At 67.8% G+C, this 15,615-nt stretch carries 12 protein-coding genes and 2 pseudogenes; 9 read left to right on the top strand and 5 right to left on the bottom strand.

From position 1 onward, the window contains the following. Nucleotides 1-87: 87 nt before the first annotated feature. Together D7V80_RS07060 and thrC are read left to right on the top strand one after the other, a co-directional pair. Entirely contained in the window at nt 88-654 is a 567-nt protein-coding gene (locus D7V80_RS07060) for a hypothetical protein (protein WP_120587432.1), read from the top strand. Continuing rightward, on the top strand, nt 651-1,982 hold the full coding sequence (thrC, locus tag D7V80_RS07055) for a threonine synthase (RefSeq protein ID WP_120587431.1): 1,332 nt from the start codon (nt 651-653) through the stop codon (nt 1,980-1,982). The genes D7V80_RS07060 and thrC overlap by 4 nt, the downstream gene beginning before the upstream one ends. A 25-nt stretch (nt 1,983-2,007) precedes the next feature. Here thrC and ribB read toward each other — a convergent pair whose 3' ends face one another. Continuing rightward, entirely contained in the window at nt 2,008-3,135 is a 1,128-nt protein-coding gene (ribB, locus tag D7V80_RS07050; protein WP_120587430.1) for a 3,4-dihydroxy-2-butanone-4-phosphate synthase, read from the bottom strand. A gap of 214 nt (nt 3,136-3,349) precedes the next feature. Between ribB and D7V80_RS07045 the strand changes: the two genes are divergently transcribed. Both D7V80_RS07045 and tmk read left to right on the top strand, forming a co-directional pair. After that, a complete protein-coding gene (locus tag D7V80_RS07045) occupies nt 3,350-3,691 on the top strand; it encodes a hypothetical protein (RefSeq protein ID WP_199738415.1) in 342 nt (113 codons plus the stop codon). Beyond that, nucleotides 3,688-4,344, top strand: coding sequence for a dTMP kinase (gene tmk / locus D7V80_RS07040; RefSeq protein WP_120587428.1), 657 nt, complete (start codon nt 3,688-3,690; stop codon nt 4,342-4,344). The genes D7V80_RS07045 and tmk overlap by 4 nt, the downstream gene beginning before the upstream one ends. Here the strand turns inward: tmk and D7V80_RS07035 are convergent. Continuing rightward, nucleotides 4,307-5,611, bottom strand: a complete 1,305-nt coding sequence (locus D7V80_RS07035) for an AMP-binding protein (RefSeq protein ID WP_147447003.1) — start codon at nt 5,609-5,611, stop codon at nt 4,307-4,309. The two genes, tmk and D7V80_RS07035, sit on opposite strands and share 38 nt — an antisense overlap. A 267-nt stretch (nt 5,612-5,878) precedes the next feature. On the opposite strand from D7V80_RS07035, the gene D7V80_RS07030 reads away from it, so the two are divergent. From D7V80_RS07030 to D7V80_RS07020, 3 genes are all read left to right on the top strand, one after another. Further along, nucleotides 5,879-7,303 (top strand): DUF2380 domain-containing protein, encoded by a 1,425-nt coding sequence (locus tag D7V80_RS07030; RefSeq protein WP_370452466.1) that lies wholly within the window; start codon nt 5,879-5,881, stop codon nt 7,301-7,303. Continuing rightward, a complete protein-coding gene (locus tag D7V80_RS07025; protein WP_120587425.1) occupies nt 7,300-7,770 on the top strand; it encodes an NUDIX hydrolase in 471 nt (156 codons plus the stop codon). The genes D7V80_RS07030 and D7V80_RS07025 overlap by 4 nt, the downstream gene beginning before the upstream one ends. A gap of 367 nt (nt 7,771-8,137) precedes the next feature. After that, a complete protein-coding gene (locus D7V80_RS07020; RefSeq protein ID WP_158616566.1) occupies nt 8,138-9,757 on the top strand; it encodes a hypothetical protein in 1,620 nt (539 codons plus the stop codon). 231 nt (nt 9,758-9,988) lie between these two features. On the opposite strand, the pseudogene D7V80_RS42620 reads toward D7V80_RS07020, so the two are convergent. Continuing rightward, nucleotides 9,989-10,144 (bottom strand): annotated as a pseudogene (locus tag D7V80_RS42620) (AMP-binding protein); the annotation flags it as partial. 531 nt (nt 10,145-10,675) lie between these two features. Here D7V80_RS42620 and D7V80_RS07010 point away from each other — a divergent pair. Both D7V80_RS07010 and D7V80_RS42615 read left to right on the top strand, forming a co-directional pair. Further along, complete coding sequence (locus tag D7V80_RS07010) at nt 10,676-11,854, top strand: peptidoglycan recognition family protein (RefSeq protein WP_120587422.1); 1,179 nt, start codon at nt 10,676-10,678, stop codon at nt 11,852-11,854. Between the two features lie 777 nt (nt 11,855-12,631). After that, a pseudogene (locus tag D7V80_RS42615) lies at nt 12,632-13,029 on the top strand (NUDIX hydrolase). A gap of 45 nt (nt 13,030-13,074) precedes the next feature. Here the strand turns inward: D7V80_RS42615 and D7V80_RS07000 are convergent. Continuing rightward, complete coding sequence (locus D7V80_RS07000) at nt 13,075-14,256, bottom strand: ATP-grasp domain-containing protein (protein WP_120587421.1); 1,182 nt, start codon at nt 14,254-14,256, stop codon at nt 13,075-13,077. A gap of 3 nt (nt 14,257-14,259) precedes the next feature. Continuing rightward, entirely contained in the window at nt 14,260-15,615 is a 1,356-nt protein-coding gene (locus D7V80_RS06995) for a hypothetical protein (RefSeq protein WP_120587420.1), read from the bottom strand.

Genomic DNA, 15,615 nt, shown 5'->3' with positions numbered 1-15,615 from the left:
GTGCGACAGGTCACGCGCCTGCATGCCCACTCCCAGTGTCCCGGGGGCGCGTTGCCGACTGGAGAGGGGACCGGTAACGTCCCGCCCATGATCATCTGCCCGGTCTGCGACCACGTGCAGTCGGAAGGCGAAGAGTGCGAAGGCTGTGGCAAGCGCTTCCCCGGCCTCATGAACATCCCCGCGCCTGTCGTGGCCCCGCTGCCGGAGCTGGAGCTGACGCACCACGCGGGGGGCCGCGTGCCGGTGGACGCGCCCGTGCTGCCGGAGCTGGACCTGACGCGGCTGCGCTCGGGGCCGGACCTGCCGGCGATGGTCGTGCCCGACCTGGAGTTGACCCGTTCGGGCGCCACGGGCGACGTGCCCGTCGCGCAGATGCTGGACCTGGACACGGGCCGCGCGCAGGACGACGGCGTGCGCACCGCTGCCCCGGTGGGCGCGGTGACGTGCCGCTACTGCCGCCATGTCCAGGCGGAAGGCCTCTTGTGTGACGGCTGCGGCATGCGGCTGCCCCGGGCCCGGGTGGCGGCGCCCGTGACGGCGAAGCGCGGAGGCGCGGACGACGGCGAGCGCGTGCCCTGTCCCTCCTGCCACGTGCCGGCCTGGCCGGGCCGCGCGTGCGTGGCGTGCGGCACGAAGGTGGAGGGGGAGGCGTGACGGCCCCGGCGCTGAAGGCGGGCTACGCGTGCAGCGAGGGGTGCGGCTTCACCGCCTCGCTGTGGGACGTCGTCTACCGCTGCCCGCGCTGTGAAGGTCTGCTGGAGGTGGCCCACGACGAAGCCGCCCTGCGCGCCATCCCCGCGGCGGAGTGGAAGCGCCGCTTCGAGTCCCGCTTCGCGACGTCCCGGCTGCCGGACGGCTCCGGCGTCTGGGGCAAGCGCGAGTGGGCGCTCCCCGAGCTGCCGGTGGAGGACATCGTCTCGCTGGGAGAAGGGCGCGTGCCGCTCAAGCCGCTGCCTCGCATGGCGGCGGAGCTGGGGCTGGGCTCGCTGATGTTGAAGGAGTGCGGCGTCTCTCCGACGGGCAGCTTCAAGGACTGGGGGATGACGGTCCTGGTGTCCGCGGTGAAGCACCTGCGCTCGCGCGGCACGCCCATCCGCGCGGTGGCGTGCGCGTCCACGGGCGACACGTCCGCGGCGCTGTCCGCCTACGCCGCGGCGGCGGGCATCCCGGCGGTGGTGTTCCTGCCGAAGAACAAGGTGTCGCTCGCGCAGCTGGTGCAGCCCATCGCCAATGGGGCGCGCGTGCTGTCGCTGGACACGGACTTCGACGGCTGCATGAAGCTGGTGCAGGCGGTGACGGCGGACACGGGGCTGTACCTGGCGAACTCGATGAACTCGCTGCGCATCGAGGGCCAGAAGATGATCGCCATCGAGCTGTGCCAGGACCTGGGCTGGGAGCCGCCGGATTGGATCGTCATCCCGGGCGGCAACCTGGGCAACGCGAGCGCCCTGGGCCGTGGCCTGGACCTGCTCTTCAACCTGGGGCTCATCACCCGCCGGCCGCGCATCGCGGTGGCGCAGGCGCAGCGGGCGAACCCCCTGGCGCGCGCCTTCCGGGGCGGCTTCCAGGAGCTGGTGCCCATGCAGGCGGGAGCAACGCTCGCGTCCGCCATCCAGATTGGCAACCCGGTGTCCTTCCGCCGCGCGGTGCGGATGCTGCGCGCGTTCGACGGCGTGGTGGAGGAGGCGACGGAGTCGGAGCTGGCCAACGCGGCGGCCCGGGCGGACCGGGAGGGCACCTTCGCCTGCCCGCAGACGGGCGTCGCGCTGGCGGCGGTTGAGAAGCTGGCCGCGTCAGGCGTGATGGCCAGGGGCGCAAGCGTCGCGGTGGTGGCCACCGCGCACGGGCTGAAGTTCGCGGACTTCAAGGTTGGCTACCACCGGCAGACGCTGAGCGACGTGAAGGCCGCGCACGCGAACCCGCCGGTGGAGCTGCCCGCGGACCTGTCCGCCGTGCGCGAGGCCCTGAAGGACCTGGGCTGAAGCCTCGCGCGCCTCCCGGACTTCGCTACTCCACGTCGAGCGTCAGGCGCGACTCGATGGTGAGCCCGAAGCCGGAGAGGCCCCGGTAGGTCATGTCCGTGTTGGACATCACGCGCATGGTGCTCACGCCCAGGTCGGTGAGGATCTGGCAGCCCATGCCCACGTCGCGCGACTCGTTGGCCGCGCGGCTGACGGACGCGTTGCTGCCGTCGCCCGCGCGCTTGTGGTGGATGCCGAAGTCGTTGCCGTGCATGCCGGGCAGGTAGACGATGACGCCCGTGCCCTCGCGCGCCACGGTCTCCATCGCGCGGTCCAGCAGCAGGTTGCACTTGCAGTCCGGTGACCCGAACACGTCGCCCATGGCGCAGGCGCCGTGCAGGCGCACCAGCGGGGCGGGCTGGGTCTTCGACGGGTCGCCCTTCACCAGGACCAGGGACTTCGCGCCGTCAGGCGTCCACGTGTACGTGAAGGCGGTGAACTCACCGTGGCGGGTGCGCACGACGCTCTGGCCGGCCTCGCGGCGCACCAGGCGGTCCTTGCGGCTGCGGTACTCGATGAGGTCCGCGATGGTGATGAGCTTGAGGTCGTGCTCGCGCGCGAACTGCTTCAGGTCCGGCATGCGCTGCATGGTGCCGTCGTCCTTCACCAGCTCGCAGAGGATGCCGGACGGCTGCAGGCCGGCGAGCCGCGCCAGGTCCACGGCCGCCTCGGTGTGGCCCGCGCGGCGCAGCACGCCGCCTTCGCGGTAGCGCAGCGGGAAGATGTGGCCGGGGCGCAGGAAGTCGTCCGCGGTGGTGTTCGGGTCGGCGAGCGCGCGGATGGTCTTCATGCGGTCGCTGGCGGAGACGCCGGTGGTGGTGCCGTGGCGGAAGTCCACGGAGACGGTGAAGGCGGTGCGGTGGGACTCGGTGTTCTCCGCCACCATTTGGGGCAGGCGGAGCGCGTCCAGCCGCTCGGCGAGCATGGGCTGGCAGATGATGCCGCTGGTGTGGCGGACCATGAACGCCAGCATCTCCGGGGTGGCGAGCTCGGCGGCCATGATGAGGTCACCTTCGTTCTCGCGGTCCTCGTCGTCGGCGACGATGACGCACTTGCCGGCCTGGATGTCGCGGATGGCCTCCTCGATGGTGTTCAACTCGGAGTCACGGCTCATGTCGGGGGAACTCATCCTGCTGACGACGTGGAGAGGCATGGTTCGCGGCATGTAACGCGAGGGGGGTGGGGTGGCAAGCCATGCTCGGGGAGCGAGCGTGCGTCCGTTCAATGGCTGGGATGAGCGGAAGCTGGGACTGCGCGTCCGTGTAGGTGGGTGCTGCCCGGCGGCCGACTCGACGGGCTGGGGCACGTGATGTAGGGTGCTCGGCTCCGTGAGCGCAGACATTCAGCAGGACAAGCGGGCCCGGTTCGACCAGTTGCAGGAGAGCCTGTCGACCCGGCAGAGCACCACCCACTTCACCCACGCGGGTGTGTCCATCATCGCCTTCATGTTGATTTCAGGGGCGGCGGGGAAGCTGTTCTACGACTCGCTGCGCACGCCGTTCCTGGCCTGGGGCGCCACGCTCCTGGCGCTGGGGCTGCTGGTGTACGGCTTCCTCAGCTACCGCAAGGGCCGCGCGGTGCTGACGGAGGAGCTGCAGCGGTACGAGGCGCTGCTCGCGCTGCGCCGCGAGCTGCACCTGGACAACCCCGCCGCGCTCCTCCCCCGGTGAGCGCCGCCAGGAAGGTCGCCCTCCCGGGGCGATTCATCGTGCTGGAGGGCCTGGACGGCGCGGGCACCACCACGCAGACGGAGCGCCTGGCATCCGCGCTGAGGGCGGACGGGCTCTCGGTGGTGACGACGCGCGAGCCGTCCGACGGTCCGGTGGGAACGATGCTGCGCCAGGCGCTCACGGGCCGACTGGGTCTGCCGCAGGGCCGGGGGCCGTTGGCGCAGGAAACCCTGGCGCTGCTGTTCGCGGCGGACCGGACGGACCACCTGCACGCGAGGGTGCTGCCGGCGCTGGAGCAGGGCAAGGTGGTGCTGTGCGACCGCTACGTGCTGTCCTCGCTGGCGTACCAGGGCGCGAGCCTGCCCATGGCGTGGGTGGACACGGTGAACGCGCACGCGGTGTCGCCGGACCTGACGCTGTTCGTGGGCGTGGACCCCAAGGTCGCGGCGAAGCGCCGGGCCGTGCGCGGAGGCCCCGCGGAGCTGTTCGAAGCGGACGAGGCCCAGCGGCGGATCGCGAAGCAGTACCTCAAGGCCATCACGCTGCGAGCGAAGCGCGAGCGCATCGTGCACATCGACGGTGAGCTGTCCGTGGAGGCCGTGACGGAAGCGTGCCTCAAGGAAGTGCGGAGGGTGCTCGCGCGCAAGCGCTGAGCCCCGGCTGCCGGGACTGGGGTGCTCCAGCGACGCGGAAGCCGCGGACGAGCGTCCACAACAGCTCCAGCACGGAGCTGTCGAAGCAGATGCGGCTGACGGAGAGCCACGTGCCCACGGGCGCCGCGCCCACCCGTGCATCCATGGCGCTGAAGAAGTCCGCCACGCTCCGGTGCGGCACCATCACGCCCTGGGGCTTGCCGGAGGAGCCGGGCGGGTAGAGGACGTAGGCAGGGTCGTCCAGCGTCGTGCCCGCGCGCGGAGGCCCCAGGACGTCCAGCTCGAACGCGTCCTCCGAGTCCAGCAGGACGGTGCACACGCCGTCCGTCGGCAGGTCCTGGACCCGGCGGGACTCCGTGACGAGCACCCGTGCCCGTGAGTCCTCCATCATCGCGGCCAGCTGTTCCCGCGGGCAGTCCGGATCCAGCGGCACGAACGCGCCGCCTGCCTTGAGGATGCCGAGCATCGCCACCACCAGGCGGGTGGAGCGCTCCACGCACAGCCCCACGCGCACGTCCCGCGCGACGCCGTGCTCGCGCAGGTGCCACGCCAGCGCATCGCTGGCCGCATCCAGCTGTGCGTAGGTGAGCGTTTCATCTTCCGCTACCACCGCCACCGCGTCCGGAGTGCGCGTCACCTGCGCGCGGAACTGCGCGGGGATGCAGCGCGTATCGTCCGGCGGGGACGGCGGCGGCAGGTCGTTCGACTCGCGAAGCGGCATGTACCGTTCGTCCGTGTCGAGCAGAGGCTCGTCCTCGGATGCGGTGGGCACGGCCACCTGTGCCCGCGCTGGCCGCTTCCAGTCCTCCGCGAGCGACATCGGCACCATGTCCGTGGCCACCCAGTGGAGTTCACCCAGCTCCGGCGCCTCCGACTTGAGGCGCGGGGACAGCTCCAGGATGCTGCTCGTCGTCAGCACGAAGCGCGCGCCGCAATCCCGAGCGATGGCAAGAAGCTGGGGCAGGGCGCTGTCCAACCGGGAAGGATCCGGCGGGTGGCACGGCACCGCGATGGCGCCCACGTACAGGCAGCCCATGAACCCCACGACGTATTCGAGGCCTGGCGGATACAGCAGCAGCACCCGTTCGCCGGCCGCGTTCAGCGTCCGCAGCCACGTCCCCAGGGCCCGCGCCCGGGTGTCCAGGTGCGAGAAGCTCCACTCCTCGGATGGCCGCGCATCTCCCAACCGCTCCGCTCGTGGATAGAGCAGGTCCGCGAGGTGGAGGGTCGAATGGAAGATCTCTTCGCCGTTCTCCGCAGCATCCATGAACAAGTCCCTAAACGAGGAATGTCAGATAGTCATGGATGATGGCCCATGAGTCTGACATCCACCTTCGCGAAGGAAACCAACGGCGTTCCTGCGTTCGACACGGCGGGTTTCATCCCACCGCCGCGCTGGAGGGGACGCTGCGGCCAGGGGCGTTCGCCTCGGTGGCCTGGGGGGCAAATGCGCGCTGATGCCCTTTGGCTGGCCCTGGTCCTGATGGCCACGGGATGTGGCTCCGTGTCGCAAGTGCCCGGGCGTGGCCGAAGCTTGAGCTACGCGCCGCGTGAGGGCTCCTCGCCCGCGCGGGTGGAGGCTCCGAACGGCGAGCCCCCGCGCGTCCTCTCCGGGGCTGAGCAACGGCTTTTGCGCCGCCAGCAGCCGCGTGACGACGCGACAGCCGTGGGAGATGTCCGCAGGGAGGGCGCTGTTGGGGGCGAGGCCCGGACTGCTGCATCGACGCGTCAGGCAGTCATCGAGGCCACGGACGAGGTGAAGGGTTCCCTGCGCAGCGTCGAGGCCGCGTTCACCCAGTTGGCGGCCCGTCCTCCAGACCTTTGGGGCTGGAGCCTCACCGGCGTCTTCACGCGCTACCTCGACCAGGGCTCCAAGCAGGTGACGTGGCTTCAAGGCGCGCTTGGGAGCGCCACCGCGTTGACGAAGGTGGCCTCGGAAGTCGGCGACACGGACATGGAATTGGGCCTGCTGCGCATGACGGGGCCGAAGCTCCAGGCGGCTCAGTTCGGAACGCTTCTGCTGGCCACCTGGGTGGACTTCCTGCACCTCGCGGACGCCGTGCTTCGTCACTGCCCCATGTGCAGCGCAGAGAAGCTCTTCGTGGACCTTCATCGCGTGCAGGGGCTAATGGAGCCCACGCTGACGGACCTTGCCTCGCTGGACCCGGAGCGGGTGGAGGCGGCGACCACCGCGATGCCCGAGCTGATGGGGAGGCTGACGCGTGAGTTCGACACGCTCCAGAGGGAGACCCGCGAGACCATGAAGCTCGGCGGGCAGGTCATCGCGGCGATGCAGGCAGTGGAGGCGGTCGCGATGATTTCCACCATGAAGATGGCCCTGCCACGCGTGCCGCCCTCGGCCCCTGCGACGCTGGGCGTGGGGCTCGTGATGATTTCGGGCGGAGTCATGGTGGGCTCACGGATGGTGGTTTCCGCGGAGTGGGTGGAGATGATGCGACGGCTCGTGCATGCGGGTGTCATCTCCGTGCCTGCCGTCGGCGCGGCCGTCCTCATTCAGGGCGGACAGGTCACGATGGCCCAGGCGCACCGGGACCTGCCCAAGGGTGTGCGCGACGCGCTGGGGGACAGCCCGGAGGTGCGAGGCATGCGGGTGACGGGCAGCGCGGGGGCGGGCATGTCGGACGCTCCGAAACACCATGTCTTGCCGCAGGAGCACCGCGAATGGTTCGTGCAGCGCGGTTTCAAGGGCGACATGGATATCGACCAGTTCTGCGTCCGGCTGGAAAAGGCCCACCACGAGGCCATTCACGGTGGAGGGAACTGGAAGCTGGGGCGCACATGGCCCGGCGAGTGGAACCGGATGATCATGGAGGCTCTGCGCGAAGCGGAGAGCCTGGCTGCCCGGCGGTTGACGAGGCGCCAGGTCCTGAACATCGTTGCGGAGAACATGAAGGAGTACAGAGTCCCGATGAACTTCGTCACCGGGAGAAGCCGATGAGCGGCGGAGAAGCCTGGCGGGGCAACATCACGGCACGCCTGTACGAACGGGTCCGCAAGCGTGGGTACGAGTCACTCACCGCCTTTGCGAATGCTCGTCCTACCGTATCGTTGGTGGCGCTGGCCGAAGAGCTGGGACCGGATGACGTTGCAGGGGTACAGATCTTGAGTGCTTTGCTCTACGAGGCGGAGCAGCACAATCAGGTGACCCGTTTTGTGCGTGATGTACTCGCGCGCATGCTGACTCAGAGCCTTCCCGAAGGATGGCCGAGTGTGCTTGACGACGCGAACCGATTCGCCGTCGCCAAGGCGCTGGGGCGCTGGATCGCCTACACCCCCGAGACGCATAAGGGGCGTGCGAAGCGGGTCGGAGATGCGTTGCTCGCCAATCCCCCCTCCGCTGGATGGCGCCCGCTTGGCCCCGACGACGAGCTTCTTCGGACACTCCTCCCCGACGAGGAAGGCTGAGAGGGAAACCGGAGAACGCATTGTCTACGCAGCCGCCAACACGAGCCGCTGGCTGACCTCCGTGCACACGGCTTGTGCCTGCTGCACGGTGTCCGCGCAGGTGCGGCCGTCCGTCGCGCCGGGTGCATTGATCTCCGGATCTATTTATCACTGGTGCCGGGGTCACTTATCAGGTGGGGCGCACCCCTCATTCCTGACTGGTATGCGCCCAATCGTCCTTCATCCCCCGGCTCCTGGCCTCCGTTCGCAGTTCCACCTCCGAAGCCTTTCGGCGCTCGCGCTGACGGTGGCCGCCCTGATGGCGGGCGCCTGCGGCTCGTCGGATGAGCCCACGAGCCCTTCCCCGACGCCCTCCCGTGATGCGGGGGTGGATGCAGGGACGGGAACTTCGGATGGAGGCCAGGACGGGGGCGGGCAGGAGCAGGACGGTGGCACCGAGGAGCCCACGACGCCGGATGCTGGGGAGTCGCCTCCCGCGTTCACCCTGTCGACGGCTTCCGAGCAGACGGTGCGTTTCAATCCTTCGACTTCGACCGCGCTCGCGGTCCAGGTCCTCCGGGATGTGGCCTTCACCGGAGAGGTCTCGCTCTCGGTGGAGGGGCTGCCTCCCCACGTGCGCACCACCCAGGCGCTGCCGGTGATCATCCCCGAGGGCGCGGCTTCAACGCCGTTGGGCTACATCCCGGACGAGTTCGCGGCCTATGGCCGGTTCTCCCTCAAGCTCATCGGAGTGGGCGGCGGCACGCGCGCGGAGTTCCCCGTCGCGCTGGACGTACAGCCGGCGCCTGCCGCGCTGGACAGTGCCTTCGGAACGGAAGGCGTGGCGACGCCGGAGCTCGGCCTTCCCTCAGTGAAGATCAACGGCATGGCCGAGCAGCCCGACGGCAAGTGGATCCTCGTGGGCTCCACCGGTTCCACGGGCCAGCGGGATGTGCTGGTGGTGCGCCTGCTTCCGGACGGGACGCCGGACGCCACGTTCGGCACTCAGGGCGTGGTGGTCAGCGACATCTGCGGAGGCGACGACTATGTGGATGCCGTGACCGTACAGGCGGATGGCCGCATCGTCGTCGCGGGCGGGGCCATCTCCGGCACCAACACCTGCTCGGGGGCGAAGTATCAGAGCGTGCTGCTCGCCAGGTACACGACGGCAGGCGTCCTGGACACCACGTTCGGTGGCACGGGCGTGCGCACCTTCCAGCTCTCCACGGGCATCTCCACCCTGCACGCGGTCACCGTCGACGCCAATGGCAACATTGTCGGCGCGGGCACCGTCGACAACGACGGACTGGACCTGGTGGTGGTCCGCCTGACGCCGGCCGGGGTGCCAGACACGACCTTCAGCGCGGACGGCGTGGCGACCACGGACGTGGGCCGCGAGGATGACGGACTGTGCGTCGTCGCCGAGCCCGATGGCAAGGTCGTCGTGGCTGGGACCTCCACGGGCAGCCTCGACACGCTGGTCGTGCGCCGCTTCAACGCCAACGGCACCCTGGACAACAGCTTCCGCTACTCACCGTCGTTCAGCTCGCCGGACATCACGCCGCGGACGTTGCAGCGGCTGTCGAACGGGAGCTGGCTGGTGGGAGGGAAGGCGGTGTTCTCCAACGGGGACACGGAGGCCGTGGTGGCTCGGCTGACCGCGAGCGCCGGGCAGGACACGTCCTTCGGCCGCGAGGGCTACACCTACTTCACGGCGGGCTTCACGGGCGTGCGGGACACGGTCGTGGGCACGGGCGTGCTGGCGGACGGGACCCTCGCGGTCGCCACCTGGAGTCAGGATGCGAAGGGCGCATCCGGACTGGGAGTCGTCCACCTGGCCCCGAATGGCACCAGCATCCTCCGCTCACATCGGACGGACCTGCCCGGTGAGGAGCAGCCCACGGTCGCGCGGCTGGACGCGCAGGGCTTCCTGCGCGTCACCGGGACGCGAGTCCCGGAGGGGAAGAGCGAAGCCGTGCCCTTCGTGACCCGCTTCCATCCGTACTGACGGCGGAGGGCGGCGAGTCCTCAGGAGGTCTCCAACACGAGCCGCTGGCTGACCTCCGAGCCAGCGCCTCATGGAGCTGCTTGAGCTTGCCGGGGAGGACCGTACCTCAAGGAAGTGCGGCGGGTGCTCGCGCGCAAGCGCTGAGCCCCGGCAGCCGAGGGCGGGGGCTCCCGCGACGCGGAAGCCTCGGACGAGCGTCCACAACAGCTCCAGCACGGAGCTGTCGAAGCAGCTGCGGCTGACGGAGAGCCACGTGCCCACGGGCGCCGCGCCCACCCGTGCATCCATGGCGCGGAAGAAGTCCGCCGCGCTCCGGTGCGGCACCATCACGCCCTGGGGCTTGCCGGAGGAGCCGGACGTGTAGAGGACGTAGGCAGCGTCATCCAGCGTCGTGCCCGCGCGCGGAGGCCCCAGGACGTCCAGCTCGAACGCGTCCTCGGAGTCCAGCAGGACGGTTCACACGCCGTCCGCCGGCAGCTCCTGGACTAGATGAGACTCGTGTCCACCCAGTGGAACTCCCCCAGGTCCGACGCCTCCGACGACGGCGCTCTTGTGTCCGACGCGGCGGGTTCGAATCCCGGCTTCGGCACATCGTCAGGCCCATGAATCTCAACGGATTGCTGGAATGTTTCTCATTCGGGCAGCGTCATGTGTCCCCAATGTACCCCTCCGGCTTGGATTGAGGGCGCACACCAGGGAATGGACAGGGACGGGGCGAGATTACAAACCCGAGCAACTTCAAGACGACAGCGGGTAGTTGTGGACCCTGCTTGAGGTTTCCCACTACCCGCGTTGCGGATTCAACCCCCGCCGCCTCTGGTACTCACTCAGTGGCCTTACTGCTATCGTTCTGCTTTCGCTACTCATTGACCATCTATCACCCTCTCTTGGACGGTGACCATTGCGCCAAGGAGACCCATGAGTCAGCACCCAGGCAAATCGTCGTTGGTCCAAGTCCCTCCTCCCCAGCGTTGGATCGGCAGAATCCGCCCCTTTAGCGCACGGGTTCACAAGAGGCCGCACAAGAGTCCCAAAGGTCAAATCAACGACGTCGTCGTAGATCTGAACAAGGGCACCCGCGTAACGGTGATTGGCAAGGAAGGAGCGAACTTGCACATCCAGGCCATACAGGGTGGTAAAGCCTACAATGGCTATCTCTCGCAGGAGTTGGTCGAGTATGTTTCGTCCAGTGCTTCTGGATTTGAGGAGGCCCTGGCCACCAAGGATTGGCCAGCGGCAGCGAAGCACCTCGGCACTCTTCAGGAAAACGAGATTCGTGATTTATTGAGGTCATGCAGTGCCAGAGAGCTTGCGTACCTTACCCTGGGCGCGCTTTCCTCCGTGCCGGGTCCGTATCAACGTGTCATCAAAGTCATCGAGAAATTGAGCTTTCCTGCCGCGGTTGCTGGAACGAGGTTGTGGTCCGCGCAGTGTGACCTCGAATCAGCTCAGGCAGAATTCCAGGTGAAAGTGATTTCTCGTGATGCCTGGGGGGCCCTTCCGCCGGACAAAAGCCAAGGCTGGGACGAATACCCCCCAGACGCCGCCCTGCCGCTCACCCGCATTGTCGTCCATCATACCGCCGACCCACTAGAGCAGACCGTCAAAGAACTGGAGAGCAAGGAACGGGACGAGGACTATGCGGATATGCCCTATCACTTCGTCATCACCATGAACGGTGAGATCTACGAGGGACGCAGTATTCATGTCGTGGGCGCCCACGCAGGAGCGTTCAAGAATAACAAAGACATCAAGCGCGATCCTGACTATGGGGCTATTGGCATTGTTCTGACTGGAGACTTCGAAAGTAGAAAGGAGAATCTATGGATGCCAGACAGACCCACATACAGGCAAATCGCCAGCCTACAGCGACTCCTCAATCATCTTGTATTGAAGTACGGCCTCTCCCCTGATTCCATCTTGAAGCATTCTGAAGTCAAGCGGGATGGTAAGCCGAAGGTCTGCCCGGGTGAACACCTGAGTCCTCATGTGGATTCCGGTCGGTTTGTCGTGCGCCAAGCATTGAAAAAACTGAAGGCCGCCAAAGAAGATTTCCAGGCCGCCGAGCAGCATGCATCGACGCTCAAACTCAAATAGGATGACGGGATGGACACGGGCGACACCGATACCACGCTAAGGCGCATGGAGGCCGAGCACCAACGACTCCGCCGGCAGGTTCGCAGGCTGAGCATCTTGGTGGTCATTTCGCTCGCCCTGCTTCTGGTGGGTGAGGGGATCCGGTGGAAGAGTTCATTGGGTGCATCTGGAGAGAGGCCAAGCGAACTTCGGGTGTCGCGCCTGATCATCCAGGATGAGCAAGGGCAGGTGCGGGGGGAGTTGGGGCTCATGCCAGGTGCGCAAGAACCCTCCTTGGCGTTTTATCATCCGCAAGGACAACGCTGGGCCTCACTCGCCGTGGCAACTCCACCCGGCGCACCACCTGCGCACCAAAGTGCATCACTCACGCTCCATGATGAATCAGGCGATGCTCGGATCTTGCTGGGGGCTTCCGGACGCGACAATGGCCTGGTCCTCTACGAATCCGAGGGGCGTCCAGGCCTTGCCTTGTATCTTGATACAGACTCCCAAGGCCTGGTTATCAGGGGGGGCGACGCACCGCGGATACAACTCAGGTACACGGAACACGATGACGCCCGTCTCTCCGAACTCATCTTCCGCGATGAGCAGAGGAGGACGCAGGCTGCTCTTCGAGGAGGAAGCAGGGGAGGGGCCTTGAACATCTACCGCCCCGATGGCGAAAGCGCGTTCCGGACGCCCTGACACTGTGCGCGAGAGCAGTTCCGTTTCGCACCGCCCGACGCGGGTTCGAATCCCACCTTCGGCACAGCATCAGCTCCCAAGGAGCACGGGGACATGAATCCCACAAGACATCCGGAGCAGGTCCTGCAGACCCTCCTGGAGTTGCTGTCCGGGGACCCGTCGCCGGATGACGTTGCAGGGGTATAGGTCTTGAGTGCTTTGCTCTACGAGGCGGAGCAGCACAAGCAGGTGCCGCGCTTTGTGCGTGATGTACTCGCGCGCATGCTGACTCAGAGTCTTCCCGAAGGATGGCCGGGTGTGCTTGACGACGCGAACCGATTCGCCGTCGCCAAGGCGCTGGGGCGCTGGATCGCCTACACCCCCGAGACGCATAAGGGGCGTGCGAAGCGGTTCGGCGATGCGTTGCTCGCCAATCCCCCTCCCGCTGGATGGCGCCCGCTCGGCCCGACGACGAGCTTCTTCGAACACTCCTCCCCGACGAGGAGGCCTGACCGGAGGCGGCAGTTCTTCGATCCTGGGGCTGGAGAACGCACCGTCTACGCGGTCTCCAGCACGAGCCGCTGGCTGACCTCCCGGCACACGGCCTGCGCCTGCTGCACGGTGTCCGCGTAGGCCAGCACATAGCCCGCGCGGTCCTCTGACTTCAGGGCCTGACGGATGGTGGCTCCCAGCTCCACCGCGAGCGAGATGTCCACCACGCCCGGCAGCCGCTTCAGCGCCAGCGCACCGTTGATCCGCTTGAGCCTGCCGGGGGGAGGGGTGAAGTACTGGATGGCCGCGCCGCCCCGGGGCACCGGATCCGCCTCCAGGGGCTTCAGCGTCCCCATGGCCCACTGGAGCGTCATGTCCAGCAGGTCATGTCCCGTGGTCAGCCGGACCAGGTCCCACAGGCGGTCGCCGCCCAGCCGCGTGTGCGTCTCCACGATGCGCGGGCCTCGCGAGGTGTACTTCAGCTCCGTGTGCGAGGGGCCGTCCTTCAGCCCGAGCACGTCCAGGAAGCTCCGGATGAAGTCGCGCACCTCGCGGTCCCTCTCCGGGCTCATGGGCGCGGGGACCTGGTGCGCGACCTCCAGGAACGCGCTGCCGTTGGGGTCCGTGCTCTTCGTCTCCTCGTTGATGCCCAGGATGACGTGGCGCCCCGCGAAGGAGAAACACTCCACGGAGTACTCGGGACCGTCCAGGTACTCCTCGGCGATCCACGACGCGCGGCCGTTCAGCACGCCCTCCAGGTCCGCGGCGGAGCGCACGAGCCGCACGTCGATGCTGCCCACGCCGTCCACGGGCTTCAGGATGAACGGATAGCCCTGGCGCTCGGCGAACGCGACGGCCTCCTCCCGCGTCTTCACTGGAGCCCACTGCACCGGCGAGAACCCGCCGGAGTCGAGCACCCGCCGCATGGCCGGCTTGTCGCGCGTCTTCTCCACCAACGCCAACGGCGTACCGGGCAGCCCCAGCGCCTCGTTGATGCGCGCGCAGGTGATGAGCGCCTCCTCCGCGACCGTGATGGCGCTCACGAACGGCGTCACCGCGTGCGCGGCCTTCAGCATGGGGATGAGCGCCGGGTCGTCGTAGCTCATGAGGAGGACCCGGTCCGACTGCCGGTTCACGTGATCATCGGACAGGCCCGGCTGCTGGATGATCAACGGCCGCAGGCCCAGCTGCCACGCCCGCTCCGTAATGAACTGCCTCGCGCCCAGAAGGATGAGGTTCGCCGCCATGGTTCATGCACTCCTTGCAGTGACGTCCTCCGCGCTGCCTCGCGCGTGACGGATGAAGGCCTGGCGTCCTTCCTCGGAGACGACGAACACCCACCCCAGCTTGCCTCCACTGGAGGTGTTCACCACCTTCGAGGTGCGGCTGCCGCGCACCAGGAAGCCATGGGGCTTGCCACCGTAGGAGTAGAAGCCCAGCACCAGCCGGTACTCCGCCGGGGCGGATTCACCCGCCGCGCGCAGCCGGACGGTCTCCGCTTCCACGACGCGCTGGCAGATCCACCGCTCGATGCCCGGCTCACGCAGCTTCTGCTCCAGCACGTCCGCGGGCCAGTCCGTCCCCATCAGCACGCCGCTGCCGCCGTAGGAGGTGCTGTCGTCGATCTTGAACACCCACCCGGTCTTGTCGCGCAGCGCGTCCGCCAGGTTCTCCTCCGACAGGGAGAAGGCATGGGGCAGATACTTCCGGATGGCGGCCACCTCCTCGTCGCTGAACAGCGCGTGGTGGCCCGGCTCGCACAGCAGCGCGAGGAACCGCTTGCTCATCCGCAGCTCCGGTTCGAAGCCGTTGGTGAGCACCGCGCCGCTCGCCCAGAGCTTCTCCAGGAACACGAAGCCGTCCGTCACCTCCTCGTAGGTGAACATGCGGTGGATGAGCGTGCGCTCGCCCTCCTCACGCGTCAGCCAGGCCTCCGGGTAGCGGACCTCGTCGAGGAGGTGGACCGGTACGTCCGGGTTCAGTTCCTCCAGGTACCGCTTCAGGTACTCCTGCCGCGGATACCCCAGCTGCGAGTGTCCGGTGGAGTCGAGGATCACCACCCGGCGCAGGTCCCGCTTGCGGCACTCCTCCGCGTACAGCGCGGCGAGGTCCCTCAGCGGGCTGTTCATCAACCCTGCCATGGGAAAGCCCAGCGCCTCCGTGGCCGCGCGGGAACCCTCGTAGGCCTCGCCTCCGCCCACGCCAGGGAAGATGTTGAACTCGCAGAAGAAGTAGCCCTGCCGTGTCGGCACGACGTCCATCCGGCCAATCGTCGCGTCGCCGTGGCGCAGGTTGTTCCAGTGGATGAAGTTGACGAGCCGCCGGGGCATCCGCAGCAGCTCCAACAGGCCCTCCCGCGAGCGCGTGTCGATGAGGTGGCCAATGAGCTTCAGCTGCGCGGAGAGCAGGTGGCGGCACGCGCGGCTCAGCTCCTGGAACTCCGCTTCACTGAAGAGGAGCGGGTGCGCGAACTGGCTCTTCTCGTAAATGGGAGAGTCCAGGTCGTGGACGGCGGCGATCGTGCTCGCGTGCGCCCTGGCATCACGCTCGGGCGACCATCCTTCTTCCAAGGCGGCGAGGAACGCTTCGTTGAATGCACCGATCAT

This window comes from Corallococcus sp. CA054B (assembly GCF_003611625.1).
In the GTDB taxonomy this organism is placed as follows: Bacteria; Myxococcota; Myxococcia; order Myxococcales; family Myxococcaceae; genus Corallococcus; species Corallococcus coralloides.
This window is presented reverse-complemented; position numbering and strand designations above follow the sequence as displayed.

Coding starts and splice junctions, on each gene's coding strand:
- D7V80_RS07060 (WP_120587432.1), top strand. CDS start 88: ATGATCATCTGCCCGGTCTGCGACCACGTGCAGTCGGAAGGCGAAGAG.
- D7V80_RS07025 (WP_120587425.1), top strand. CDS start 7,300: ATGAGCGGCGGAGAAGCCTGGCGGGGCAACATCACGGCACGCCTGTAC.
- D7V80_RS06995 (WP_120587420.1), bottom strand. CDS start 15,615: ATGATCGGTGCATTCAACGAAGCGTTCCTCGCCGCCTTGGAAGAAGGA.
- ribB (WP_120587430.1), bottom strand. CDS start 3,135: ATGAGCCGTGACTCCGAGTTGAACACCATCGAGGAGGCCATCCGCGAC.
- D7V80_RS07010 (WP_120587422.1), top strand. CDS start 10,676: ATGAGTCAGCACCCAGGCAAATCGTCGTTGGTCCAAGTCCCTCCTCCC.
- D7V80_RS07035 (WP_147447003.1), bottom strand. CDS start 5,611: ATGGATGCTGCGGAGAACGGCGAAGAGATCTTCCATTCGACCCTCCAC.
- D7V80_RS07000 (WP_120587421.1), bottom strand. CDS start 14,256: ATGGCGGCGAACCTCATCCTTCTGGGCGCGAGGCAGTTCATTACGGAG.